This window comes from Chryseobacterium potabilaquae (assembly GCF_902728265.1).
In the GTDB taxonomy this organism is placed as follows: Bacteria; Bacteroidota; Bacteroidia; order Flavobacteriales; family Weeksellaceae; genus Chryseobacterium; species Chryseobacterium potabilaquae.
This window is the reverse complement of sequence record NZ_CACVBR010000003.1, coordinates 1-25,219: the sequence shown is the minus strand read 5'-3', so window position 1 is coordinate 25,219 and position 25,219 is coordinate 1. Positions and strand designations below refer to the sequence as shown.

20 protein-coding genes are annotated in these 25,219 nt (G+C 32.1%); 13 read left to right on the top strand and 7 right to left on the bottom strand.

Translation table 11 applies throughout. The features are described 5' to 3' along the window. The first annotated feature begins 35 nt into the window (after positions 1 to 35). Together metH and metF are read left to right on the top strand one after the other, a co-directional pair. Positions 36 to 2,696: a methionine synthase gene (gene metH / locus CHRY9293_RS02645; RefSeq protein WP_162031489.1), complete on the top strand. Its 2,661-nt coding sequence runs from the start codon at positions 36 to 38 to the stop codon at positions 2,694 to 2,696. 61 nt (positions 2,697 to 2,757) lie between these two features. Then, positions 2,758 to 3,717, top strand: coding sequence for a methylenetetrahydrofolate reductase [NAD(P)H] (metF, locus tag CHRY9293_RS02640; RefSeq protein ID WP_162031488.1), 960 nt, complete (start codon positions 2,758 to 2,760; stop codon positions 3,715 to 3,717). A 132-nt stretch (positions 3,718 to 3,849) separates the two neighbouring features. On the opposite strand, the gene CHRY9293_RS02635 is transcribed toward metF, so the two are convergent. Then, positions 3,850 to 4,542: a hypothetical protein gene (locus CHRY9293_RS02635; protein ID WP_162031487.1), complete on the bottom strand. Its 693-nt coding sequence runs from the start codon at positions 4,540 to 4,542 to the stop codon at positions 3,850 to 3,852. 331 nt (positions 4,543 to 4,873) lie between these two features. Here CHRY9293_RS02635 and folE point away from each other — a divergent pair, with 331 nt between their 5' ends. The 7 genes from folE to CHRY9293_RS02600 all read left to right on the top strand — a co-directional run bounded on the left by folE (position 4,874) and on the right by CHRY9293_RS02600 (position 13,671). Next, entirely contained in the window at positions 4,874 to 5,539 is a 666-nt protein-coding gene (folE, locus tag CHRY9293_RS02630; RefSeq protein ID WP_122545235.1) for a GTP cyclohydrolase I FolE, read from the top strand. 138 nt (positions 5,540 to 5,677) lie between these two features. Next, entirely contained in the window at positions 5,678 to 7,144 is a 1,467-nt protein-coding gene (gene cysS / locus CHRY9293_RS02625) for a cysteine--tRNA ligase (protein ID WP_162031486.1), read from the top strand. Between the two features lie 231 nt (positions 7,145 to 7,375). Continuing rightward, complete coding sequence (locus tag CHRY9293_RS02620) at positions 7,376 to 8,542, top strand: T9SS type A sorting domain-containing protein (RefSeq protein WP_162031485.1); 1,167 nt, start codon at positions 7,376 to 7,378, stop codon at positions 8,540 to 8,542. Positions 8,543 to 8,674: 132 nt separating this feature from the next. Next, positions 8,675 to 11,323: a 4-alpha-glucanotransferase gene (locus tag CHRY9293_RS02615; protein ID WP_162031484.1), complete on the top strand. Its 2,649-nt coding sequence runs from the start codon at positions 8,675 to 8,677 to the stop codon at positions 11,321 to 11,323. Between the two features lie 138 nt (positions 11,324 to 11,461). Next, complete coding sequence (locus CHRY9293_RS02610) at positions 11,462 to 12,412, top strand: hypothetical protein (protein WP_162031483.1); 951 nt, start codon at positions 11,462 to 11,464, stop codon at positions 12,410 to 12,412. Between the two features lie 166 nt (positions 12,413 to 12,578). Then, positions 12,579 to 13,034: a hypothetical protein gene (locus CHRY9293_RS02605; RefSeq protein WP_162031482.1), complete on the top strand. Its 456-nt coding sequence runs from the start codon at positions 12,579 to 12,581 to the stop codon at positions 13,032 to 13,034. 127 nt (positions 13,035 to 13,161) lie between these two features. Then, complete coding sequence (locus CHRY9293_RS02600) at positions 13,162 to 13,671, top strand: ferritin (protein ID WP_122546029.1); 510 nt, start codon at positions 13,162 to 13,164, stop codon at positions 13,669 to 13,671. An 84-nt stretch (positions 13,672 to 13,755) separates the two neighbouring features. Here CHRY9293_RS02600 and CHRY9293_RS02595 read toward each other — a convergent pair whose 3' ends face one another. Beyond that, on the bottom strand, positions 13,756 to 16,896 hold the full coding sequence (locus tag CHRY9293_RS02595; protein WP_162031481.1) for a UvrD-helicase domain-containing protein: 3,141 nt from the start codon (positions 16,894 to 16,896) through the stop codon (positions 13,756 to 13,758). Positions 16,897 to 17,039: 143 nt separating this feature from the next. Here CHRY9293_RS02595 and CHRY9293_RS02590 point away from each other — a divergent pair, with 143 nt between their 5' ends. The 3 genes from CHRY9293_RS02590 to CHRY9293_RS02580 all read left to right on the top strand — a co-directional run bounded on the left by CHRY9293_RS02590 (position 17,040) and on the right by CHRY9293_RS02580 (position 19,429). Then, the gene (locus tag CHRY9293_RS02590; protein WP_228455448.1) at positions 17,040 to 17,825 is read left to right on the top strand and encodes a carboxypeptidase-like regulatory domain-containing protein; all 786 of its coding nucleotides are present in this window, start codon (positions 17,040 to 17,042) and stop codon (positions 17,823 to 17,825) included. Between the two features lie 5 nt (positions 17,826 to 17,830). Beyond that, complete coding sequence (locus CHRY9293_RS02585) at positions 17,831 to 18,604, top strand: carboxypeptidase-like regulatory domain-containing protein (protein WP_228455447.1); 774 nt, start codon at positions 17,831 to 17,833, stop codon at positions 18,602 to 18,604. Between the two features lie 90 nt (positions 18,605 to 18,694). Continuing rightward, positions 18,695 to 19,429, top strand: a complete 735-nt coding sequence (locus CHRY9293_RS02580) for an SIMPL domain-containing protein (protein WP_162031480.1) — start codon at positions 18,695 to 18,697, stop codon at positions 19,427 to 19,429. A gap of 76 nt (positions 19,430 to 19,505) precedes the next feature. On the opposite strand, the gene CHRY9293_RS02575 is transcribed toward CHRY9293_RS02580, so the two are convergent. The 5 genes from CHRY9293_RS02575 to CHRY9293_RS02555 are packed head-to-tail and all read right to left on the bottom strand — an operon-like array spanning position 19,506 to position 24,432. Further along, positions 19,506 to 20,018, bottom strand: coding sequence for a GNAT family N-acetyltransferase (locus tag CHRY9293_RS02575; RefSeq protein ID WP_162031479.1), 513 nt, complete (start codon positions 20,016 to 20,018; stop codon positions 19,506 to 19,508). 2 nt (positions 20,019 to 20,020) lie between these two features. Next, positions 20,021 to 20,242, bottom strand: a complete 222-nt coding sequence (locus CHRY9293_RS02570; RefSeq protein ID WP_122546033.1) for a PspC family transcriptional regulator — start codon at positions 20,240 to 20,242, stop codon at positions 20,021 to 20,023. Continuing rightward, positions 20,235 to 21,509 carry a DUF2851 family protein gene (locus tag CHRY9293_RS02565; RefSeq protein WP_162031478.1) on the bottom strand — a complete coding sequence of 425 codons (1,275 nt, stop codon included), beginning with the start codon at positions 21,507 to 21,509 and terminating at the stop codon, positions 20,235 to 20,237. The genes CHRY9293_RS02570 and CHRY9293_RS02565 overlap by 8 nt, the downstream gene beginning before the upstream one ends. A gap of 27 nt (positions 21,510 to 21,536) precedes the next feature. Continuing rightward, positions 21,537 to 22,685: an N-acetyl-alpha-D-glucosaminyl L-malate synthase BshA gene (gene bshA, locus CHRY9293_RS02560; protein ID WP_122546035.1), complete on the bottom strand. Its 1,149-nt coding sequence runs from the start codon at positions 22,683 to 22,685 to the stop codon at positions 21,537 to 21,539. A 10-nt stretch (positions 22,686 to 22,695) separates the two neighbouring features. Continuing rightward, positions 22,696 to 24,432, bottom strand: coding sequence for a glycoside hydrolase family 3 protein (locus CHRY9293_RS02555; protein ID WP_162031477.1), 1,737 nt, complete (start codon positions 24,430 to 24,432; stop codon positions 22,696 to 22,698). Positions 24,433 to 24,544: 112 nt separating this feature from the next. Here CHRY9293_RS02555 and CHRY9293_RS02550 point away from each other — a divergent pair, with 112 nt between their 5' ends. Beyond that, the gene (locus CHRY9293_RS02550; RefSeq protein ID WP_162031476.1) at positions 24,545 to 25,063 is read left to right on the top strand and encodes a hypothetical protein; all 519 of its coding nucleotides are present in this window, start codon (positions 24,545 to 24,547) and stop codon (positions 25,061 to 25,063) included. Positions 25,064 to 25,219: the final 156 nt, after the last annotated feature.

The window sequence follows — 25,219 nt, the reverse complement described above, 5'->3', positions numbered from 1 at the left end:
TATAGGGTAATTTATATTTAGAAGATACACAAAGAATGAAATATTTAAAATTATCGGGTCTTGAACCTTTGATTGTTACACCAGAAAGTAATTTTATCAATGTGGGTGAAAGAACTAATGTGGCTGGTTCAAAGAAGTTTTTAAGGCTAATAAAAGAAGAAAAATTTGCTGAAGCATTAGATATTGCACGGCATCAAGTGGAAGGAGGAGCACAGATTCTGGATGTTAATTTCGATGACGGATTGATTGATGGAAAAGCTTCTATGACCAAGTTTTTAAACTTAATTGCTTCTGAACCTGATATTGCGAGAATTCCCATTATGATTGACTCATCAAAATGGGAGATTTTGGAGGCCGGGCTTCAAGTGGCTCAAGGAAAATGTGTGGTCAACTCTATCAGTTTGAAAGGAGGTGAAGAAGAGTTTATTAAACAGGCAAAAGCTATTAAAAGATATGGCGCGGCTGTTATAGTGATGGCTTTTGATGAGGTTGGGCAAGCTGACAATTTTGAGCGTAGAATTGAAATTTCAAAAAGATCATATGATATACTCGTTAACCAACTCGGCTTTCCTGCGGAAGATATTATTTTTGATTTAAATATTTTCCCTGTGGCCACGGGAATGGAGGAACATAGAAAGAATGCGGTGGACTTTATCGAAGCCACAAAATGGGTAAGGAAAAATCTTCCCTATGTATCTGTGAGTGGAGGAGTCAGTAATGTTTCATTCTCCTTTCGAGGAAATGATACGGTGAGAGAAGCAATGCATTCGGTTTTTCTATATCATGCCATTCAGGCAGGAATGAATATGGGAATTGTAAATCCGGCTATGTTGGAAGTTTATGATGAAATTAATAAAGAGCTTCTTGAATTAGTTGAAGATGTAATCCTTGATAAAAGAGAAGACGCTACAGAAAGGCTTCTTGAATATTCTGAAAAGCATAAATCTATCAAAAAAGAAAAAAACGAAGATTTAGAGTGGAGATCTCAACCTTTACAGGAGCGGATTACACATGCTTTGGTAAAAGGAATTGATCGTTTTATTGAAGAAGATGTAGAGGAAGCAAGGCGGCATGCGGAAAAACCATTACATGTTATTGAAAATAATTTAATGGCAGGAATGGGGGTCGTAGGAGATTTATTTGGAAGTGGAAAAATGTTTTTACCTCAAGTGGTAAAATCGGCGAGGGTTATGAAAAAAGCAGTTGCTTATTTACAGCCTTTCATCGAAGCTGAAAAAGATGGAGCGAAGCCTGCCAATGGAAAAATTTTGATGGCAACCGTAAAAGGCGATGTTCATGATATTGGTAAAAATATCGTGAGTGTTGTGTTAGGGTGTAATAATTATGAAATTGTTGATCTTGGAGTAATGGTTCCTGCAGAAAAAATTATCCAGACGGCTATTGAAGAAAAGGTAGATGTTATTGGATTAAGCGGATTGATTACGCCGAGTTTGGATGAGATGGTCTATATTGCTTCAGAGTTGGAAAGACAGAAATTAAATTTTCCTTTATTGATCGGTGGGGCAACAACCTCAAAAGCGCATACTGCCGTGAAAATAGATTTAAAGTATAAAAATGCGGTTGTCCATGTGAATGATGCTTCAAGAGCGGTAAATGTTGTGAGCTCATTATTAGGAGATAGAAATAAAGAATATAGAGATAATTTAAAAAGTGATTATTCGGATTTCAGAGAAAAATTCCTGAACAGGCAAGTTGATAAAGAATATGTTTCTATTGAAGAAGCGAGAGAAAATAAATGTAAAATTGATTGGGAAAACGAAGATATTTTTATCCCTAATCAATTAGGAGTACAAGTTTTTCAAAATCAGGATTTGAATGAATTGGTGCCTTTCATCGACTGGTCTCCTTTTTTCAGAAGCTGGGATTTACATGGAAAATATCCAGATATTTTAGAAGATGAGATTGTTGGAGCTCAGGCTCAAGAATTATTCAAAGACGCTCAGGTTATTTTAAAGAAAATTTTGGATGAAAAATTATTAACAGCTAAAGCTGTTTTCGGAATCTTTAAAGCAAATTCTAATGAGACGGACGATATTTTAATTTTTGATGAAACGGATAAAGAGCAAGCCAGATTCTTAACATTAAGACAGCAAGCTCAAAGATCAAAAGGAAAAGAATATTTGGCATTAAGCGACTTTATAGCTCCTCAATATTCAGGAAAATCAGATTATATGGGAGCTTTTTGTGTGACCACTGGTTTTGGAACAGATGAACTTGCTGAAAAATATGAAAAAGCCAATGATGATTACAATGCTATTATGGTAAAAGCACTGGCCGATCGTTTTGCAGAAGCTTATGCCGAATTTTTACATAAAAAAGTCAGAACGGAATATTGGGGGTATACCGTTCAGGAATCCTTAAGTAATGAAGAACTAATTGCTGAAAAATATAAGGGAATTCGTCCGGCACCAGGCTATCCGGCTTGTCCGGACCATTTGGAAAAGAAAACAATTTGGAATTTATTAAAAGTAGAAGAAAATATTGGAGTGTATCTTACAGAAAGTTTAGCGATGTTTCCTACTGCGTCAGTTTCCGGGTATTATTTGGGAAGTCCCCATGCAAAATATTTTGGATTAGGAAAAATCACAGAAGACCAACTCAAAGAGTATGCAGAAAGGAGAGGTTGTACTGTTCAGGAAGCAAGAAGATGGTTGTCTCCAAATTTAACAGAGTAAGAAAAGGTTACTGTTGTAAGCTTTTATGCTATCAATTTTTAATATTCAATTTAGATATAATATGAAGATTACGGATCATATAAAAAAAGCAAATGGAAAAACATTATTCTCTCTAGAAGTCGTTCCTCCACAAAAGGGGATTGGTATTGAGGATTTGTATGCAAACATAGATCCTCTGATGGAGTTCAAGCCTCCATTCATTGATGTGACGACCTCCAGAGAAGAATATGTTTATATTGATAAAGGAAATGGGTTAATGGAGCGACGAATTACAAGAATGCGTCCTGGAACATTGGGTATTTGTGCAGCGATTCAGCATAAATATAATGTAGATACAGTTCCCCATTTGCTTTGTGGAGGGTTTACTAAAGATGAAACAGAGTATCTTTTGGTAGACTGTATGTATCTTGGTATCGATAATGTAATGGCTTTGAGAGGAGATGCAATGAAAGGGCATCAGTACTTTGAGCCTACTCAAGGAGGGCATGCCAGTGCGATGGATTTGGTTCATCAAATTAATGATTTAGGTAGAGGGAAGTACCTTCATAATCAAGATCAAATTTGTGATGAACATAATAAGTTTTGTATTGGGGTTGCAGGTTATCCCGAAAAACATATGGAAGCACCTTCCATGAATTATGATCTTAAATGGCTAAAACAAAAAGTAGATGCCGGAGCAGATTATATTGTGACACAGATGTTTTTTGATAATAAAAAATTTATTGAGTTTGTTCAAAAGGCTAGAGAAATGGGGATTACTGTTCCCATTATTCCGGGAATTAAACCGATTGCAACAAAAAAACATTTAAAAATTCTGCCACAAGTATTTAAAATTGATTTGCCTGAAGAACTGATTGCTGAAGTAGAAAAAGCAAAAAATAATGATATAGTAAAGCAAATTGGGGTTGAATGGGCTATTGCCCAGTGCCGAGAACTATTAGATTTTGGAGTCCCTGTTTTACATTTTTATTCCATGGGTAAAAGCGATAACATAAAAAACGTAGCAAGAGAACTATTTTAAATTAAAATAATTATAAAGAGACTGGTTGTTAGCCAGTCTCTTAATGTTATATGAATGAGTAATTTATGGGTGTCCTCTTATAAGCAGATGAAAACTAAAAGGTATTGAGGATTATTTTTCATCTATTCTTTTTTATTTTTGATTTAAAAAGTTAACTAACTTTATTAAGTCTTCTTCTTTATTAAATTTTATCTTATTGGACTTAAAGAATGTTTCTAAAGCAGCTCTTTTTTCAGGTATTTGATCAATGATTTCTTTTTGATTTTTAGGTTCTTTTATAAAACCTTTGTCTGTTTGTATGTAATAAAAAGGATCTACATTTAAAAAATAAGCAGGTTTATCTTCCGCAAATGAATTGGCGGCCTTTTTAATATCCACAAATTTGGTTTTTACTTTTTTATAAAGAGAATATGTACCACCTACAACCTCAAAGAAATAACCCGCATTATCATCTTTAGTTTCTAATAAAACCAATTTCTCCTTCGTGTTCAAGAATAGGATATGAGAAAATGTTGCTTCTTTAGGTAGTGCATAATTTTTATCGCCTTTTTGAAATTCAACCTGATCTGTATAGCGGTTATATCTTGCCGGTGCGGATTCAAAATTTTCTGCCATTTTAGCTAAAGAAAACTCTTTTGTGTAATAAGGGGAACCCTTGATTTCATCATAGGTTAACAGACCATTGTTTTTTACAGTAGATATTGTATTTAAAAATAAATTTGATGCAGGGGTTGGCAAACTATTCATTGAAAAAGGGGAACTTGCTACTTGAGCTGGAGAGAAAAATCCTATTCCCAAAAGAAGTATTAAAGCACTATTTCTCATGTTTTGTAATTTTATAAGGTTATATTATTTCAAATATACAAGATTAATGAATAAAATTCTTATTTGTGCCGTGTTTTTTACGATTTTATTTTGTTATTTAACTAACAGTTCATGGTTTTATATTTATATTGAGAATTTAACATAATTTTTTTCGTTTTTTATGAAAAGTTCATCTCCATTCTACAATAAGCTTCCTTTTGATACTCGTTTCTCTCTATTTTCAATAACGGTCATTGTTTTTAGGAATATGAATAGAAAAGGGAATATTTTTTAATTTAAATTGAAATATAACAAAAGATATTATCCGTATTTTTGTCAAAAATAAATTGAAATGGTTGATTTAACGGATAACGATGATGACATTTTCACGGGAAAAGAACATACGCCTATAAGGGAAGATGCTTTTGATAAATCACCAGAAGAGAAGATAGAGAAGATAACTCAGCTTTTTGGGGAAATTATGGAGACGTTGGGGCTGGATATGACAGATGATTCTTTGAAAGATTCTCCCAAGCGTGTGGCAAAAATGTATGTAAATGAAATTTTTGGAGGTCTTCTTCCTGAAAATAAACCTGGAGTTTCTACTTTTTCAAATAAATATAGGTATAGTCAAATGTTAGTTGAAAAAGATATTACAGTATATTCTTTCTGTGAGCATCATTTTTTACCAATTATTGGAAGGGCACATGTTGCTTATATTTCGAATGGTGAAGTAATTGGACTCTCAAAAATTAATAGGATCGTAGATTATTATGCTAAACGGCCCCAAGTTCAAGAGAGATTAACGATGCAGATCGTCAATGCTTTGAAAGAAGCATTGGGTACAAAAAATGTAGCATGCATAATTGATGCAAAACATCTTTGTGTAAATTGTAGAGGAATTAAAGATACAGCAAGTTCAACCATTACTGCAGAGCTGAGTGGGATTTTCAAAACCAATCCTATTACAAGACAAGAGTTTCTACATTATGTAGGGAGTCATGCAAAATTGGATTAAATATAATTCTAAATAATAATGATAAAATTTAAAAAAGTTTCAGATAAGATTTTCATCACGACAATTATTTGTTGTGATAGAATATGTTTTAGCTAATTTTTGAATATTTTAATCATTAAATCTTTTAATTTTAAATCAATGCAACTAAAGATATATAACTCGCTTACAGGCGAAAAAGAAATTTTTAAACCCATTTTAGAAGGAAATGTAGGAATGTATGTTTGTGGGCCAACCGTTTACAGCAATGTACATTTAGGAAACGTTAGGACCTTTCTCTCCTTCGATTTTATTTATAGAAGCTTAACTCATTTGGGATATAAGGTGAGATATGTAAGAAATATCACCGATGCTGGGCATCTTACAGACGATGGAGATGTAAATAACGATAGATTTGTAAAGCAAACGCGTTTGGAGAAATTGGAGCCGATGGAAATTGTCCAAAAATATACTGTTGATTTTCATAAAGTTTTGGATATGTTCAATTTGTTGCCTCCAAATATTGAGCCGACAGCAACCGGACATATCGTTGAACAAATTGAGCTGACTCAAAAGTTAATTGATAAAGGGTTTGCTTATGAAAGTAATGGATCTGTATATTTTGATGTATTAGAATACAACAAAAGAGGTTTGAATTATGGTGAACTTTCAAAACGAAATATAGAGGAGCTTTTTGCTAATACACGTGATTTGGACGGACAAGGTGAAAAAAAGAATCCACAAGATTTTGCACTTTGGAAAAAAGCATCCCCGGCTCATATTATGAGATGGAATTCGCCTTGGGGTGAAGGGTTTCCAGGATGGCATTTAGAGTGTACGGCAATGAGCACGAAGTATTTAGGAGAAACTTTTGATATTCATGGAGGTGGAATGGACCTAAAGTTCCCTCACCATGAATGTGAGATCGCACAAGGGAAAGCATGCAATGAGGTATCTCCGGTAAACTATTGGATGCACGCCAATATGCTCACTATGAATTCTCAGAGAATGAGTAAATCAACCGGAAATTATATTTTGCCGATGCAATTAGTTTCGGGAGAAAATAACTTTTTTGAAAAACCTTTTCATCCATCTATTGTACGTTTTTGTTTTTTACAAGCTCATTATAGAAGTGTTCTTGATATTTCTAATGATGCGATGGTAGCTAGTGAAAAAGGATTTATCCGTCTCATGGAAGCCGTGAAAGTATTGAATTCAATCATTCCGGATAATGAAAAAAAGTCTGCATTCAATCTTGAAGAATGGAAAAATAAATGTTATGATGCCCTAGCAGATGATTTCAATTCTCCTATTCTTATTGCTCATTTGTTTGAAGCGGTGAAATATATATTTGCTTTAAATGATCAAAAAGATACGATATCAGCAATCGACCTGGAAGATTTAAAATCAACATTAAATGCTCTTATTTTTGATGTTCTCGGATTGCAAATGATAGAGGAGAATAACAATGAAAAATTAGATCAGACGCTAAAAGTATTGATTGAATTAAGAAACCAGGCAAGAAAATCAAAAAACTTTGCACTTTCAGACCAAATAAGAGATAAACTCCTTGCGGAAGGTATTGAATTAAAGGATGGAAGAGAAGGAACAACTTACGTTTTAAATTAAAAAAGTAATACATCCTAATATATTCTCTCACTGGTTTTATTTTTTTGTAAAATCAGTGAGAGTTTTTTATTACAATAAATTTGACAATCACGTCCATTTATTTCTTGTTTTTCTCTTTGCTGTGTAATAAAATATAAATGTTATTCAAATAGTTGAGAATTTTATTCTTTTAATTTTGAAAATTATGTAACTTAGTCATAATAAAATAATTACTACTAAAATTCTATAACCATGAAAAAACATTTATTGCCTTTATTTGCTATTTTGCTAAGTGCAAATATGTATGCACAACAAGACTTTTTTGCTCTTGTGGGCAAGGATACCCCAAATATTGTTTTCAATGACTTTCGAGCTATGGATATAGCAACAGTTACTTCCGGAGAAAAAATTTTTACCGCAGATTCTTCTGTAAAAGTTTTTTCGCAAGCTAGAAACGGGGTGCTAACAGAGAATAAAAACTCTTATGATCATTCTCAGGCAACCATGATGGCAACATTGGCTTATGATTCTTCCAATAATAACCTGGTATATATGCCTATGTTTTCTTCCAATATTTATGTTTTGAATCCTACAACTAAAGAAGTTACTTTGGTAGAAAATAATGTGGCTAGAGCTACCTCTTGTGATGTAAATTCTCATATTACGAGAATGTCAACAGGTTATGATGGAAATATTTATGCGACGAGTAATGCCGGGAATCAGTTTTTACAAATCAGCAAAAAAGGGACTCAGTATGTCGTTCAGGACTTAGGAATTATTAAAGATGATGCTTCTAACGGAAAGAATTCTTTTACAAGTATGCAAACTGGTTTTGGAGGAGATATGATTGCTGATACAGATAATAATTTCTATGTTTTTTCTGCATCTGGAAATGTGTTTAAAGTGATGACGAAAGAGCTAAAAGCTAAATTTGTTGGGAAAATTTCTGGAATTCCTGAAAACTATTCGGTGAATGGAGCTGCAGTTAATTCTAAAGGGAAGGTAGTAATTGCAAGTGCTAAGGGAGCTCCATTGTATGAAGTTGATATAGAACACCTGCAAGCCAAAATGTTACCGGGAGAACAAAATTTACATATCTATGACTTAGCAAGTAAGTATTTTGCCAATGATAGAGCAACATCCACTAATGCTTTTGCTAAGCTGGACATTTATCCTACGAAAGTTGAAGGACAAGTTATAAGTGTAGAGGGTAATGATAAAATTCTTAAAGGAAATCTTAAACTTACTGTTTTTGATATTTCAGGTAAAAATGTAATGATGCAGAATTTAACGGTAAAAGAAGGGAATGTAAATCAACAAGTTTACTTGAAAAACCTTGTTACAGGAGCATATTTAGTAAATATTACGGATGAAGCGGGGAAAGTAGTATTGAATAAAAAAATCCTCGTAACAAAATAATCTACGAACAAATTTTAATTTAATTATAATTATTAAACCTTTCCTTATTTGGAGAGGTTTTTTTGTTATAAGTCTATAGGGGATAAGTTTTATTTTTCATGATTAAAATGTATTTTTATAAAAAAAATCTAAATGAAGCTATATTTTAATGTAGATTATAATGTGAAAGTAGGAGAGAGCTTGCGATTAGTGATTAATGATGCCGGATTTACCGATAAGCCTCATATAATGTTTTATATAGAAAATGGAGTGTGGAAGTGTGAAATAGATTACTTTTCAAGGGCAATTTCTTATAAATATCAGCTAATAGATGAAAAAGAAAATGTTTTGAGGGAAGAATATGCTGTACATTACCTTAATCTTCCTCATAATTACGAAGAGTTTGTCATTTTTGATGAATGGAACAATAAAAACTTTCCTGAAAATTATCTAAATAATAAAATCTTCCATAATAAACTTAGCCCATTTATTCCTGAGAAAATAACCATTTTAGAGAATCATACTCATTTATTCCGTCTTGAGGCTCCAATCTATAATCCGAATTGGAAAATTGTCATGTTTGGAAATACTGTTTCTTTAGGAAATTGGGATTATGAAAAAGTAATTCATTTATCACAAACCGATTTCGGAATTTGGGAAGTGGGAGTCGAAATCACTGAGAAGGAATTTATTCAATTTAAATATTGTATTTACGATAAAGAAACGGGAAAAGTAATAGATGTAGAAACTGGGAATAATAGATTTACTCTTCCTAATCACAATAAAGATATTCTACACATTAATTCGAATCATTATTTCCGCTTCAAGCTATATCAGATGTATCATGAAGCAGGAGTGGCTGTTCCTATATTTTCATTGAGAAGTAAAGACGGTTTTGGAGTTGGGGAATTTTTAGATATAAAAAAACTAGCAGATTGGGCTAGAGAGACTAATTTAGGAATTATTCAAATATTACCAATTAATGATACCACAGCCAATTACTCTTGGACAGACTCTTATCCTTATGCTGCTGTTTCGGTATATGCCCTTCATCCACAATATATATCATTGGAAAATCTTGATTTTTCTCTGCCTAAAGAAATTATCAAAGAATACCAACTTGAAAAAGATACTTTAAATTCTCTTGAGCTTATTGACTATGAGAAAATGATAGCAGGAAAATGGAAATATATAAAACTTATTTTCAATGCGGAGAAAGATAATATCTATAAAGATGAAGATTTCAGAAAGTTCATTCAGGAGAATGAAAAATGGTTGATTCCATATTCTGCATTTTGTGTGTTAAGAGACCTGTATAAAACGCCCAATTTCAACGCATGGGAAACGCATAAAAAATATATTCCAAAAGAAGCTTCTCATTTTTTTACGAGCCAAAGCAAAGATTATGATTCTTCTATGCTCCACGCTTGGGTACAATATCAGCTCCATAAGCAGTTGACTGAAGCCGTTAATTATACACACAGTGTGAGTGTTTCTTTAAAAGGAGATTTACCAATTGGTATTTATAGATATTCTGTGGAAGCTTGGACAGAACCAGAATTATTTGGTATGGACTTTCAAGCAGGTGCACCTCCTGATCAATTTACCGAATTAGGTCAAAATTGGGAATTTCCCACCTATAATTGGGAGGCGATGAAAGCAGACAATTATAAATGGTGGAAGAATAGGTTTCAAGCATTGGAACAGTATTTTGATGCGATGAGGATTGATCATATTTTAGGTTTTTTTAGAATTTGGAGAATGCCTATCTCTGCCACACAAGGGATTTTAGGGTACTTTTATCCGGCGGTTCCTATTGTTTGGGAAGAGTTTAATGCGTTGGGGATCCCTTTTAATTATGATAGATATTGTAAACCTTTTATCAACAATCAGATTCTTTGGAATTATTTTGGAGAAGATAGTGGTAAAGCACTCGAGTTCCTTCATAATGATAATGGAAACTATTCATTTAAAAAGGAATTTAATACGCAAAGAAAACTAACAGATTTCTTTAAAAAAAATCCTCGAGGGCCAATTGAGGAACAATTAATATCTCTTTGTGCGAATGTATTGTTTTTACCGGAAGAAAAAGAAGGAGAAACCGTATATCATCCAAGATTTAATGTCTATAATACAGACTCATTCAAGTATCTTTCAGATGAGGAAAAAAATTCTATCAATGACCTTTATCATGATTATTTCTTTAGAAGACATGATCATTTATGGTATAAAAAAGGGATGGAAAAACTTCCCATGATACTTAATTCGACCAAAATGTTGATTTGTGGAGAAGATTTAGGTCTGGTTCCGGATTGCGTTCCTGTTGTAATGGATGAATTGGCTATTATTGCTTTGAAAGTTCAGCGTATGCCATCGGAAAATATCCCTTTCCATAATCCTAAAAATGCAACCTATCTGAATGTAGTTACTGCCTCTTCACACGATAGTTCTACACTAAGACAATGGTGGAGCGAAGATTTGGAATTAACTCAGAAATATTTTAATCAACAACTAGGTCAAGAAGGTAAAGTGCCTGAAGAATTGAATACTCATCTCTCCGAAATCATCATGAAACAACATTTGTATACTGATGCCATGCTGGCTATTTTTCCTATTCAAGAATTTTTTGCAACGGATCTAGAGCTTATTAATCCGAACATGGATAACGAGCGTATTAACAATCCTGCTGTTTTTCCTCATTATTGGCGGTATAGAATGCATCTGAGTCTTGAAGATCTAAAGCAAAAGAAACTGTTTAATCAAAAAATAGCCCATTGGATAAAAGATAGTGGGCGGGTATAAATTTAACATTTGATTATCAGTTGTTTAAGTGTTGGTTTGAAGAAGTTTTATCAAAAGATTTAACTTCTTTTTTGTATTTATATCAAAAAGATAGAATAGAGATATTTGACTATGTATTAACTAATTAACAACTAAGGAATGAAAAATATATTTTTTGGATTTACTTTGAGCTTAGCAACTTTATCGTTTGCTCAGCAGTATCCAAACAACGGATGGGGGGATGATGGATATTATCAAAACGAGGGCAGTTATTCTGATCAAGATGACCAAAACTATTTCCCTGATGATTATTACTATAATTATCCTCAAGATTATTATCCTCAGGATTATTATCAAAGTTATTATAACGATTATAGAAACAGTATTGTCAATGTCAATTGGAATGTCTTTTTCACCCAAAATAGATTATCACGTTGGCAGGTTGATCAAATTGTAAGACTAAATAATCTATACGTAAGTTTCTCAGCTTGGAATAACTTTTATGGATATAATCCGGATCGTTGGTACTATGACAGATTCTATGCATTAGAAAGAATTATGGGACCAAGAGTTTTTGTTGTTTTCCAAAATAACTTTTATCGGGGGTATAGCCCTGTGGTATATTTTCAAAATTATAGGAGAACTCACTATGTTCCTATATACAGACCAATCCCTCGCTACAGAAATGTAAATATTAATGTGTATAGAGTAGAGAGAGTAAGTTTCCGTAGAGCAAATAATCCTACTTTTAATATTGTGAAGACAAGCAGCAGAGAAGGAAATGGTTTTAGAGGACCCGTTAGAAATGGAAATTCTGGCTTTCGAACTCAAAGCAATAATAATGTAAAAAATGAATCTTATAATAATGATTTCAGAAATAATAGAGGGTTTAGAGGAAGTGCTGATAACAATAGAATGAATAATGGATTTAGAGGAAATAATGAGGTGAGAAGAGAGGAATCTAAAAGAAGAAATGATAACGGCGGTTTTAGAGGGTTTAATAATGGAGGCGGTTTTAGACAAGAAAACGGAAATTCTGTACCAAGACAACAAAGTACAGGGAGCGAAAGGAAGAGTTCAGGATTTAGAGGAAAATTAGCCAATAATTAATTTTCTGATTTGATATTTAAGTGGTGTGAGGGCAGATTGTGAAATCTGCTCTTTTTTTAAGAAAATGATATTTAAATTTAACATTTTTTATGAATTTTAGACTTTAACTTCTGTTTTGTTCTATAATCAAAAAGATGTATAACAAATATTTAAAAATTTTTTAAAGATGAAAAAATTAGTTTTAGCAATAGCATTTATTGGAATGGGAAGTGTAGCAATGGCACAACAAACAACTCCTCAAGATAGACAAGCAAAGAGAGCTGAATTTCAGCAAAAAATGCAACAAAAAGAAGATGATCATTTAGCTCAAATGCAAAAAGATCTCAATTTGAACCCAACTCAAGTTACTCAAATTAAAGCACTTCACGAAAAAAGAAAAGCAGAAATGAAGGCCGATTTTGATAAGAACAAAGATTCAAGACAAGCAAAAATGGAGCAAATGAAAGCTAAAAAAGCTCAAATGGATGCTGATATGAAGAATATTTTAACTCCAGAACAGTATACGAAGTGGCAAGCGGATAGAAAAACTAAAATGGATGGCAAAAAAGCAATGATGATGAAGCAAAGAAGAGGCACAGTGATGAATGCACCAATGAATGCAGGAACTCCAGCGGTAAATTAATAACCCGTAATTTTGATTTTTTAATATAATAATAGGGTGGGATTTATTCCACCCTATTATATTAAATTTTATTAAATCTTTTGATTTCGGGGTTTTATTCGCTAATTTTGACTACAAATTTATACTTATGATAAGCGAAAAAATAGCTCAATTAATTAACGAACAAATAGCTCACGAACAATACGCTGCACAATATTACCTTTCTATGTCGGCTTGGTTTTCAGCAAGAGATCTTGATGGAATTGCAAATTATTTCAGAGTTCAGAGCAAAGAAGAGTTAATGCATGCAGATAAAATGTTTGATTATTTGAATGATGTAGGAGGCGAAATCATCATAGGAGAAATTGCAAAACCACCACATGAGTTCAATAATGCAATAGAAATTTTTGAAAAAGCATTGGAACATGAGAAGAAAGTGACGAAGTTTATTTTTAATATAGTGAAAAATGCCAATGAAGAAGGCGATTTTGCAACGACTTCTTTTCTTCAGTGGTTTATTAATGAACAAGTAGAAGAAGAGGCTAGTGCTTCTCAGTATGTTACTAAAATTAAAATGGTGAATGAGAATCCTTCTGCCTTATATCTTTTTGATCAGGAACTAGCTCAAAGAGTTTTTGTTCCCGATGCACAAGCGTAATAATATACTAGAATATCATAAAATTTTCGGCGACACCAAAGGTGTCGCCGAAAATATATAACTTATCCACTTTGTGGAGGATTGTCATAAATAGATTAATTGCGTTTTCAGAACTTTCAGTCCTAGGTTTTCCAAAATATCTTTATAGTTCTCAATCTGTTTTATATTTTTTTCTGTTTCTTCCCCAGTTTTAAAATCTACAATAATATATCCTTCAGTTCCTTTTAAAATTCGATCAGGTCTAAATATTTTACTTTTTCCATTTTGAGAAATCATAATGTCTTTTTCATTAATAACCTCCCATTTTTCATCAAAAAATTCAGCATATGTCTTGATAATGTGTTGCAGTTTTTCTTGAATTTCATCTTTTTCTTCCATCGTGATATGCCCATCCAAAACATACCTTTCCAATACTTTTTGAATATCTTTTTGTGTATTTATTTTTGATAACAATTCATGTACAAAAAGACCAATTCTTACTTTTTCGTTTTTTACGCGGTAATTTTTTGAGGGAGTAGCAATTTTTATTGAAGTACTCGTTTCTGAAATATTTTTCAGACTTTGGATATCTTTTGTTTTAAATGATGAATATTTTTCCTTAGAATGTTTCTTTAGTATTTCCGAATTAACGTTATATAAATCAAATTCATTGAGATTCTCTGTATTTTTAGATTGCAAAAACTCTAAAAGTTCCAGATTATTAGACGTTTTATTGGCTTTTTGAACATAAAAGAAAAGTTGTTCCACAGGACGAGTGGTGGCTACATACTGCAAACATAATCTGTCAATAAAGTTTTTATACGAGTTTTGTCGGTTGAATTTTTCAATTTCGACATCATAAACTTCCAAATTTTTATTAAACTGATTGATGTTAACCGATGTCAAAGCGGAATCTTTATTAGTATCAAACCAACTCGTAAATTCAGAATCTCTATTTTTATTTATCATGGGGATAAATACAATAGGGAATTCTAATCCTTTGGCCTTATGAATAGTCATAATTTGTATGGCGTCAATATTTTCCGAAGCTTGTATAGTATAAGAAGATGCTTCTTCATCCCAGTATTTTAAAAACTCTTTTGTACTGGCTCCTGCATTTTGAGTAAAGTTAAAAAGCATTTCCAAAAAGTTAAGAAGAAAGTCGGTTTCTTTATTTTCTATGGAAAATTCATTGATGTAATATTCTATGAAATTATATAGATTAAATCTTGGAAAGTGTTGCTGTTTAAGTCGTAATGAATAGTTGTCTTGAAGGAATTGGAGAAGTTCATCATGAGATTCAATTTCCAATATCTTGGTCATTTCTAATGTGAAATCGGATATATTTACCCTTCCTAATTTGTTCAGATAATACATCATCATAATTAAATTAGGTTTATTTCTCGGATTGGTTTCCCATTTGAGAAACTCAATAATGGCTTTTAAGGTATCTGATAATTGTAAAGTAAGCCCTTTTTCAGAAATGGTTCTAATATTCGTCTCTTTTCCTTTATACTCGACTTTCAAGCTTCCTAATTTTTGAGAGTAGCTAAAAATATCAAAGTTTCCACGACATAGAATAGTTATATCCGAAAATCTGAATCCATTATTTAAACATTCTTGGATATCTTTTTGCATTCTTTCCGAAGTATCATTATAAAAATCCTCTTGAGTCATATTCTCAATGAGGTTTACCTTTACACGCCCTTCCATATTAGATTTTGGATTTTGTTGGGCATCAATTCCAAAGATATTTTTATGCTCTTCTTCTAAGTAGTTCGTATAAAATTGATAAAGCTCATTATTGAATTGTACAATGTTTTTTGAACTACGCCAGTTATCTTTTAAGATTAAAACCTCAGCGTCTTTAGGAGAAATTTCTTTTTTATTAATAATATCCAACATCAATTTACTTTCTCCTCCTCGGAATCGATATATACTCTGCTTAGGATCGCCGACTAATGTAAATGATGTATTTTCAATGGAAACACTATGATCTCTTAGTGGAATAAAATTTTGCCATTGTAATTCTGAAGTATCTTGAAATTCATCAAAAAAATAATGTTGGAATTGGGATCCTACCTTTTCGTAGATAAATGCAGAAGGTTCGTTCCGAAGATTTTCATTGATAAGAATGTTAAACTTTGAAAGTAAGACAAGATCATTTTCTTCTTCAATCTTTTTCAATTCATCCTGAATATCTTTATTTACTTTTAAAGGTAAAAGAGCCGATAAAATTTTTTCTTTTTTTTGAGTTTCAATATAAAGGAGAATTAATTGCATTCTGTTGGCCAAAAGTTGATCCAGAATTTCAAAAATTTCGGGCTCTTTGTTTTTAGACTTTGCAGAAGCTCCTTTTTTATAATTGTTGGCTACAGATTCTTCTTGCGTGGTGGGAAAAGGAAAACCGGATCTTTTTTGTTGATAAAAATCCAATACCTTTGTAAAGAATCCTCCTATACCATTTTTACCTTGAGCAAAATCTTCAATTTCAATATTTTTTGACTTAAATAATTCAATAGAGTTTGTGGTAATTTCAACCGATTTTTTTTTATTTAATATAATCTCTTTCCGAAGAAGATTTTTTATGTTTTCATAATGAGTTGTGTCAAAACTACTGTTGTTTTTAAGGTGCTCATAGTGAATGTCTTTTACAAATTCTTTAGCAGAATCATAAAGACTTTTATTGAGATTAATTCTTTCATTATTCTCAAGGCTATAGTCAATATAATCCATAAAAGAGCTGGAAATAACTTCATTATCACCTATTTGATCAAGCATTTTGTCAACGGCTTCAATCAAAAATGGTTCAGCTTCAATTTCAAGATTGAAGTTTTTTGCAAGGCCCAATTCATAAGAAAAACTTCTTACCAGCCTGGAGTTGAATCGGTCTATAGTACCGATGTTCAATGTTGAATAATTGTGAAGTATATAATCCAATAGTTTTTTTGAACGGTGATGAAGCTCTTCAATAGTTATTTTTAACCCTTCACTCTCAAATACAGTCTGAATATTTTTTAAATCAGCATTTTCAGCAAAATGATCATCAGTGAAATTTCCTAACCAGGATAAAATTCTTTCTTTCATTTCATTAGCCGCCTTATTGGTGAAGGTAAGAGCCAATATATTTCTGATCGATTGTTGCTGATTGGGATAACGAAGACAGATCATCAGAAGTTTCTGAACGAGAGCATAAGTTTTTCCTGAACCCGCAGAAGCATTGATAACTGTGTAAGAATTTGGCATGGTATGATCGTATTGAAACTGCAAGTTAATTAAATTTCAGGTGAGATTTTAACAATTTAGATTCCGTATTTAACAATTTTATTATTCAAAACCTTAAAATAAATCCTAAAACAAGTTAACTGTGGTTAAACTTATCATTTGCTATGAAAATAATTTTAGCTTTGTTTTATAAAAAACTGCCCGTGAAAATTAAACTACTATTTATTTTATTCATTATTTTCTTCTTCAAAATCAATGCTCAAAGTTATATTTTTGGAAAAGTAGATTCCGAAGACGGAGTTGAAATACCGGATGTAACAGTAATTAACATTAGAACTGATGAAAGAGCGATGACAAATAATGATGGTCATTTTATGATTTCAGGAAAAGTAGGAGATGAACTTCGTTTTGTAAAATTAGGATATGAACGTATTAATAAAAAAATTACTTCCGAAAATAATAATGTACCCATCAATATTATACTGATAAAAGCAGCCACTCTCATTGCTGAGGTTGAAATAAAAAAAGGAATTACAGGAGATTTAAAGATGGATGTCAAAAATCTTAATAAACCTAAAAAAGTAGAGAAGCTGATTAATGAGATTGATCGGTATATAGTTCGCAAATCTGATCCCAGAATTTTAGCGGCAAGATCCGGAGAGTTTGTACAGCCCAAAGGGCAAGGTTTTTCAGTGGGTAAAGTTAAAAATAAATGGGATGATATAGATTTGATGAACTATATTAAAGTGAATCTTGGAGATACCTATTTTACAGATCTTAAAATCGATAAAGCCAATATTCAGCATTTTATTTTTTATGTGCTTGCAGGAGGATTTGAAAGAAAAAATATTTTAAAATATGGGTTCTGCAGTGATACTGATATGTATAGGTTTCAGGGGGCTGTTCTTTCGAGAGTAGCTTCTTATCGTAGTCCACAAACATCAAAATAAATAGGATGAAAGATTCAATGAAATGGATTCTATATATTATTCCTTATTTTATTTATATTAATACATTTTCACAACAGAAAGTGTCTGGGAGAATAACAGATGAGGATGGTATAAGCTTGCCAGGAGTTATTGTTGTTAATATGTCAACAGATCAAAAAGTATATAGCAATGCAGAGGGTGTATTCTCTATTGATGCTTTTGCATATGATGAACTTAGGTTTGTAAGAACTGGTTTTGAAAGAGCTTCCAGGAAGGTTCTTCCAGATGGAATTAATTCTCAACTCGTGATTTCTCTTATAAGAGTGGCTCAGGATATTGAAGAAGTAAAAGTAAATAAAATAACCGGAGATTTAACAAAAGATTCAAGAGCGGTAGCAAAGGTGGATAAAGGAGAAATTGTTGGAAGAGCCGTTGGACTTCCACAGCCGGTAGGAAAGATGCGAGAAAAGCCTGCCGAAATAAAGCAGGTTTTATTACCAATACTTTTGGGTAATTTGAATGTTCAGGGTGCCTATGATTTAATCAGTGGAAAAGCGAGAAGGCAAAAGCGGCAATATAGATATGATGACTTACAAGAACATATTAACTGGATTCGCAAGAGAATAGATGATGATTATTTTATAAGTATGGGAATTCCTGGGGAAAGAATTTCAGAGTTTATAGAATTTTCATTTTTGGAAACTCCTCAAGTTCGAACGTATGTCAAAGCTAAAAATCTTTCAGGAGCTTTACTCAAAATGGAAGAAATTGTTCCGGTATTTTTAAAAAGATTGAAGTAAAAAAGGAATAATAAATTTGTTAAAAAATCTTAAAATTTGGAATGAGAATTGATGTATTCTTCTTAATATGAATCGTTAATAACCAATTTTATGAATAAAAATATTATTGCCATTGCAGTGGGAGCTCTAGGGTTTATTATTGGTCTAGGGCTTTTAGGAAATGCTATAAAAAATAGAAATAAATCTGAGAATACTATTTCGGTTACAGGTTTAGGGACGAAACAATTTACGTCAGATCTGATTACTTGGTCCGGTAGCTTTTCTAAAAATAATTTTGATTTAAAATCTGCTTATGATGAATTGGCTATGGACCGAAAAGTTATTAATGATTATCTTTTATCAAAAGGGATAAAGCAAGATGAAATTGTTTTTTCGTCGGTAGATATTCAAAAGCAATTCAGAAGCTATAATGACTCTAATGGAAATTATGTTCAAGGAGAATTTTCGGGATATAATCTGAGCCAAAAAGTTTCTATTGAAAGCAAAGAAGTCGCTAAAATTGAGAATCTTTCTAGAAATATTACAGAGATTATCAACCGAGGAATTGAATTTACTTCTTCTTCTCCTTCCTATTTTTATACAAAACTAGCAACTGTAAAACAAGAAATGATAGCTTCGGCTACTAAAGATGCTAAGGAGCGTGCCGAGAAAATTGCTGAAAACTCAGGAAGTAGTCTAGGTAATCTTAAAAAAGCAACGATGGGTGTAATTCAGATCACGGCACCTAATTCTAATGAAGATTATTCTTACGGAGGAACGTTTAATACTTCCTCAAAAGAAAAAGAAGCAAGTATTACAATTAAGTTAGAATATCAAGTGAATTAAATATTCAGGCAGTCAACAAAATTACAAATCGATATGCAATTAAAAAATCCGAAGTTAGTTCTTCGGATTTTATATTTTAGCGATACACAGTATCATAAATTTCTTCTTTGGTCTCTTTTAAATTTTCAGGAGAATAGTTTGCTAATAGCCATAGATTGAGGTCTTTTTTACCTTCTCCATAGCTTGGTTGTATATACATTTCATCAATAATAGTAAAACCATTTTTTGTATAAAAAGAATATCTTCGTTGGCATTCTTCTCCTAAATGTCCCGGTTCTATTTCTAAAATGATTCTAGGATAGTTTGCAAATAAAAATTGAGTAATCAAAGAACCTAGTTTTTGACTTCTAAATTCTAAAAAAACCTCAAAATGCTCCACAAATACAAATTGGCTGAGCTCCCAAATAATAAGATATCCAATATTTTGGGACTCATGTAAAACGGAGATTATTTTAGCTTGGGGATTATTTAATAATTGACTAAATTTTATCCATTCTCGTCTCTCATCTTCCGGAAAAGTGGTAGAGTATGAGCTGTAGATTTGCTCGAGCCGATAGTCATCGGAAGCTGTAATTTGCAAAAATTCCATAATTATAGATCAAAAACATTAGGTCTTCTCGTAATAAACATATCTTTTATCCAAAGAATAAAAGCCAATGCAAGATAAATTAGGAAGAAAAAACCTGCTGTTGCAAATATAGAATAAATGAAGAAAAGGCGCAATTTAGAAACCGGAATTCCCAATTTTGTTCCCATTCTTGTGAGAACGCCGAACCATTCTCTTTCCATTTTATAGCGAATATTATCAAACATTTGCTGACTCTTTTAAAATTTTTAATCCAATGCCGCAATTTAAGCATTTTTTTGTTTCACACGAATGTCTGAAGTGATAAATCAGACTTTGGCTTTCCAATGCATTTTTGGTTTTCAGACCAAGTTGTCTCCAATTATTAATAATTGAATTTTTTTCAGCAGAAATACTTTTGTAAAAATCTAATATTGTATCTATATTATCTTCTCCTTGATATTGCTGATACTTATATTTCAGCGGAAGAACTGTATTAAGAATAATTAATTCTATAAAATCTTTACTTAATCCCTTGGGCTGATCAACTTTTGATATCTTACCAAAATTAAAATGATTGTTCCAGTATTCAGTCGCTTTTATTTTACTAAAAATGTCAAATAATTCACTTGAATTTTTTGTGTGAATAATTTTAGAAAATAAATTTTGATGAGTATGGTAGAGATTGGCTAATTGAGATAACCGAATAGTGGGGAAATTGGGAGGTCTTAATCTTAAAAACTTAGGATGAATTATAATATCTGAAATTTTAAACTTTACTTTTATAAAATCAAATTCTCTTTTCCATATTTGCATTTGGTGGTCTTGTGGAGTATCCAACCAACCGGAAATTCCAAATAGTAACGCTTCCAGTTGAGTTACATTTTGTCTTATTTTATTGATGATACTAAAATCAACATTTTCTGCTATTTGTTTAAATAGTAAAGCATTTACCTTTAAACCAAAGGAATACGCGAGATTGTGAAAAAGAACAGCTTCAAAATTATAAGTATATTTTTCTAAGCTTTTTTCTAGCTCTAATGATTTCTCTTCGAGTTTTTTTAGAATATTTTGTTCATGAAAATGGATAGGAATTGCATTTTTTGAAAAAACATTTTCACAGGCAATAAAGTGACTCTCATTGACTAGTTTTCCATATTTATCAATGATCTTTTCATCTATATGGTGTTTTAGTTCAAGAGTGGGAACATTCTTTATTTTTAATTCATCTATATCTATGTCGTTATAAAAAACGACATGCAAAATCATATTTTTATAGTTAGGATCTTTTGAGTGATGATGAAATATCCAATCGGATGACTTGACATGAAGCTCAATATTTCCTGCTAAAACTAACCCGTTAATTTTAATTATTGCTCTAAGGAAATCTGGGCCGGCATCTGTATTCCATGTACCAAACTCTAATATTTCAATGGCATTGCCATCAATATCTTTGAAGTCAAAATTGTTAAATATCTTATAGTTCCAAAGGTATTGAAGTAGTTTTTCTGTCATAAGCGTGCCGCAAATATACCAGAATCATTATACTTTTGTGAGCTCCTTTTTAAAATTTTCTATGGTTGTTCTATACATTTCTTCATATATAGGAAGAATGTTTTTCAAATCAAATTTTACAGCTTGTTCTTTCGCATTTTTCTTCATTTGAGATAAAAGTTCATCATTGCTAAGTAGTTTGATTGTATAATTACTCATTGCTTCCACATTTCCAATCTCTGCCAAGAATCCGGTTTCCCCTTGGATATTAACCTCAGGTATTCCACCGGCATTCGAGCTGATAACCGGCGTATAAGCTGCCATTGCTTCTAAGGCAGCTAAACCAAAACTTTCCTGTTCCGAAGGAAGTAAAAATACATCCGAAAGCTGAAGAATTCTATATAAGTCATTAACCTTTCCAAGAAGCCGGATTTTAGATATCAATTCCGGATTTTCCTCTAAAAACTGGTTAACTTTCTCCATATCTGGTCCTTCACCGATAATAATAAGTTTTGATTTGACTTGCTTTTGAACATTTTTAAAAATTTGTAAAACTTCCTCAACCCTTTTTACTGGTCTTAAATTGGAGACGTGAATCAAGATTTTTTCATCTGGATTGGCAAACTGAGTTCTTTGACATTCATTACAATCATCAAATTCAGAATTGTCAATAAAGTTGGTAATAACTTGAATCTCTTTTTTAATAGTAAAGAACTGAAGAGTATCTTTTTTCAAACTTTCGGAAACGGAAGTAATGGTATCTGATTTATTGATTGAAAACTCTACTGCATGTTTATAGCTAGGATGTTGCCCGACAAGAGTAATATCAGTTCCATGAAGTGTAGTTACCAAAGGGATGTCATTATGATCTTCCTGAAGCATTTGTTTTGCTGTAAATGCTGCATAGGCATAAGGAATGGCATAATGGGCATGTAATAAATCCAGTTTGTAAAGATTTACAACACGATAAATCATCGAACTTAAAGCAATATCATAGGGTTGATATTGAAAAAGAGGATAGGTTTGAACATTTACTCTATGGAAGAAGATATTAGGATTGGTGATATCTAATCTTGCAGGAAGGGCAGAACTTATAAAATGAACTTCATATCCCTTATTGGCTAGTGACATTCCTAATTCTGTTGCCACAATTCCACTTCCACCATATGTGGGATAGCAAAGTATACCTATTTTCATTGCTTTATTTTTATTTTGATGTTGTAAATACTTTTGAACTTTCGCTCGTATTTGACATAGTTGTTTTAGGAACTAAATCAATTCCCATTCCAGTTTTTAATTGATCATTGACTAAAACCGGAAGCCGACCCCATATTTTTGTTTCTCCTTTTAATGCTTTAGCTGTTGATATCATCGAATCATCATTGTTTTCATAGGAAATTAATACCGTAGAAATTGGAGATATGTCAATATCTTTTAATGCATAAGCACTGCCAAAAACGGTCAATATAACTTTTTGATTTTTTGCTAAACGACTAATAATGTTTTTAGACTCTAACGATATTTTATAAGGTTTGTATGCTGTCGAGTTATCTTTATGAAGACCAATAATAACAGTAGAATGTGCCGGAATAGAGTTGATTTCATTGGCTTTTTTCATCATGATATTTTTTCCCAGTTCATTAGCAAAAGCTTGATAAGGAGCTTCTTCTAATGGTACGTAATAAATCTGGTTGTCAGAAAGCGGAAGAAGCTTTTTATTATCTTTTATTAATGTTAATGCATTAGAATAAAGGGATTGAGCTAAATCTTTATGAGAATCATTATTCAAATCATAGTTAATATTTTCAGGACTTTTTGGCGTATATTTCTCTAATCCTAAAAAGTATTTTGTTAATAAAATTTTCTTTACACTTTCTTCTAATCTTGAAGGGGCAATCTCTCCTTCATCAAGAGCTTTTTGAATTAATCTCTTACCTTCTGAAACTCCTTGTGAAAAAAGCATGATATCATTGCCTGCTTTAAAAGCCATTGCATCTAATTCTCCCGGTTTATATTTGTTCGCAACAGCGCCCATATTGAGAGCATCTGTAATAATCAATCCTTTATATCCTAATTTCTCTTTTAATAAGTTAGTGATGATATTTTTAGACACAGAAGCTGGAATGCCTTTACCAGATTCTAAATTAGGAACATATAAATGGGCAACCATCACCCCTCCAATTCCTTTATTCACTAAGGCTTTAAACGGTGCCAGTTCAATATTATTAAGCCTATCTAAATCATGAGAAACAACCGGCAAATCGAGATGAGAATCAGTGTCGGTATCACCATGTCCTGGAAAATGTTTGATAGCTGCGAGAATATGATGATCTTGTAATCCATTTGAATAGGCAAGCGCAGAAGTGATGACATTACTTACCTCAGAGCCGAAGCTTCTGTTGCCGATGATAGGATTATTAGGATTGGTATTCACATCAACCACCGGAGCAAAATCCCAATTGATGCCCATTCTGTGGCAGTCTTCTGCAATTTTGGTAGCCATTTGATAAATTAAATTCTTATCTTGAATTGCTCCTAAGGTCATCGCCCATGGAAATTTGTGAGCTGTGGCAATTCTCTGAAATAGGCCCCATTCAGCATCCATTCCTATCATCAAAGGAACTTTAGATTTTTGCTGGAATTCATTAACCAAGTTTATCTCTCTTGCGGCATCATCCTGCATCAAAATGAGTCCTCCGATTTTATCATTGATGACTATATTTCTTACATTATTGATTTCATTTTCACCTTTATTAGTGTAAAGAGCAACAATGAAAAGCTGACCTAATTTTTCATCTTGAGAAAGCGATTGATATGTTTTTTCGACCCATTGATGAGCCCTTTGAAGGTCAGTCGGTGAAAAGTCTTTTGGTTGATACTGTGCCATAATTTTTGAGCTCATAAGTAAGCATATGATCAGGCAAGAGTAACTGAATTTCATCATAACTTTAGAATATGAACAAAAATACAACTAAAAAATAATGAAGAGAAAGTTTTTGGAACTTTTTGGTATATGATTTGAATATAAATTATGAATAAACTAAACTTTTATAAAAATGAAAAAAATACTTCCATTTCTATTTTTGGCGCTTGCAACATTATTTATGTATAGTTGTGATAATAGGGATAATACCACTTATGTGGGAGATGGTGATACTATTGCTAAGATGACAGATGTGACAGGAACCTTCACTAGTGCAAATAACTATGGATTTACTCAAAATATCAATATCCAATCTACTGACGTAGTATTAGTATATAGAAGAGATGTAAATTTAAATAATGCATGGCAGCTTATACCTAAAACGTATTTTTTAAGTGCAGGGAGAGAACTTGACTATAATGCTCTTTTCAGTTCGCAACAAGTGGAGGTTTATATCGATCCTAGCTTTGATCTATCCACAATGACTTCTACTGAAGCCAACCAGTTTTTAAATAATCAAACTTTTAGAATTGTATTGGTGCCGGCGTCTCAAGCTAAAGGTACAACTTCGGTCGATTATAATGATTATAATGCAGTAATAAAATATTACAATTTGGATGATTCAAAAGTGGCTTCCAAAAAATTTAATTAAAAGAAACTTTTCAATTTTATAATTATTAAAAAGCTCTGGAAAATTATTTTCCAGAGCTTTTTTTGATTAGGGAGTGATAATTTTTATGTGATTGATAGCTTTATTTTTTTTATAAATAGTCTATTTTTTTTTGAAAATATTTTTGTTGTAATTATT

Bases quoted from the DNA above. Each gene is read 5' to 3' on its own strand.
- CHRY9293_RS02635 (WP_162031487.1), bottom strand. From the start codon at position 4,542: ATGAGAAATAGTGCTTTAATACTTCTTTTGGGAATAGGATTTTTCTCT.
- cysS (WP_162031486.1), top strand. From the start codon at position 5,678: ATGCAACTAAAGATATATAACTCGCTTACAGGCGAAAAAGAAATTTTT.
- CHRY9293_RS02585 (WP_228455447.1), top strand. From the start codon at position 17,831: ATGAAAGATTCAATGAAATGGATTCTATATATTATTCCTTATTTTATT.
- CHRY9293_RS02620 (WP_162031485.1), top strand. From the start codon at position 7,376: ATGAAAAAACATTTATTGCCTTTATTTGCTATTTTGCTAAGTGCAAAT.
- metF (WP_162031488.1), top strand. From the start codon at position 2,758: ATGAAGATTACGGATCATATAAAAAAAGCAAATGGAAAAACATTATTC.
- bshA (WP_122546035.1), bottom strand. From the start codon at position 22,685: ATGAAAATAGGTATACTTTGCTATCCCACATATGGTGGAAGTGGAATT.
- CHRY9293_RS02565 (WP_162031478.1), bottom strand. From the start codon at position 21,509: ATGACAGAAAAACTACTTCAATACCTTTGGAACTATAAGATATTTAAC.
- CHRY9293_RS02610 (WP_162031483.1), top strand. From the start codon at position 11,462: ATGAAAAATATATTTTTTGGATTTACTTTGAGCTTAGCAACTTTATCG.
- metH (WP_162031489.1), top strand. From the start codon at position 36: ATGAAATATTTAAAATTATCGGGTCTTGAACCTTTGATTGTTACACCA.
- CHRY9293_RS02570 (WP_122546033.1), bottom strand. From the start codon at position 20,242: ATGTTTGATAATATTCGCTATAAAATGGAAAGAGAATGGTTCGGCGTT.
- folE (WP_122545235.1), top strand. From the start codon at position 4,874: ATGGTTGATTTAACGGATAACGATGATGACATTTTCACGGGAAAAGAA.
- CHRY9293_RS02600 (WP_122546029.1), top strand. From the start codon at position 13,162: ATGATAAGCGAAAAAATAGCTCAATTAATTAACGAACAAATAGCTCAC.
- CHRY9293_RS02595 (WP_162031481.1), bottom strand. From the start codon at position 16,896: ATGCCAAATTCTTACACAGTTATCAATGCTTCTGCGGGTTCAGGAAAA.
- CHRY9293_RS02575 (WP_162031479.1), bottom strand. From the start codon at position 20,018: ATGGAATTTTTGCAAATTACAGCTTCCGATGACTATCGGCTCGAGCAA.
- CHRY9293_RS02550 (WP_162031476.1), top strand. From the start codon at position 24,545: ATGAAAAAAATACTTCCATTTCTATTTTTGGCGCTTGCAACATTATTT.
- CHRY9293_RS02580 (WP_162031480.1), top strand. From the start codon at position 18,695: ATGAATAAAAATATTATTGCCATTGCAGTGGGAGCTCTAGGGTTTATT.
- CHRY9293_RS02615 (WP_162031484.1), top strand. From the start codon at position 8,675: ATGAAGCTATATTTTAATGTAGATTATAATGTGAAAGTAGGAGAGAGC.
- CHRY9293_RS02590 (WP_228455448.1), top strand. From the start codon at position 17,040: ATGAAAATAATTTTAGCTTTGTTTTATAAAAAACTGCCCGTGAAAATT.
- CHRY9293_RS02605 (WP_162031482.1), top strand. From the start codon at position 12,579: ATGAAAAAATTAGTTTTAGCAATAGCATTTATTGGAATGGGAAGTGTA.
- CHRY9293_RS02555 (WP_162031477.1), bottom strand. From the start codon at position 24,432: ATGATGAAATTCAGTTACTCTTGCCTGATCATATGCTTACTTATGAGC.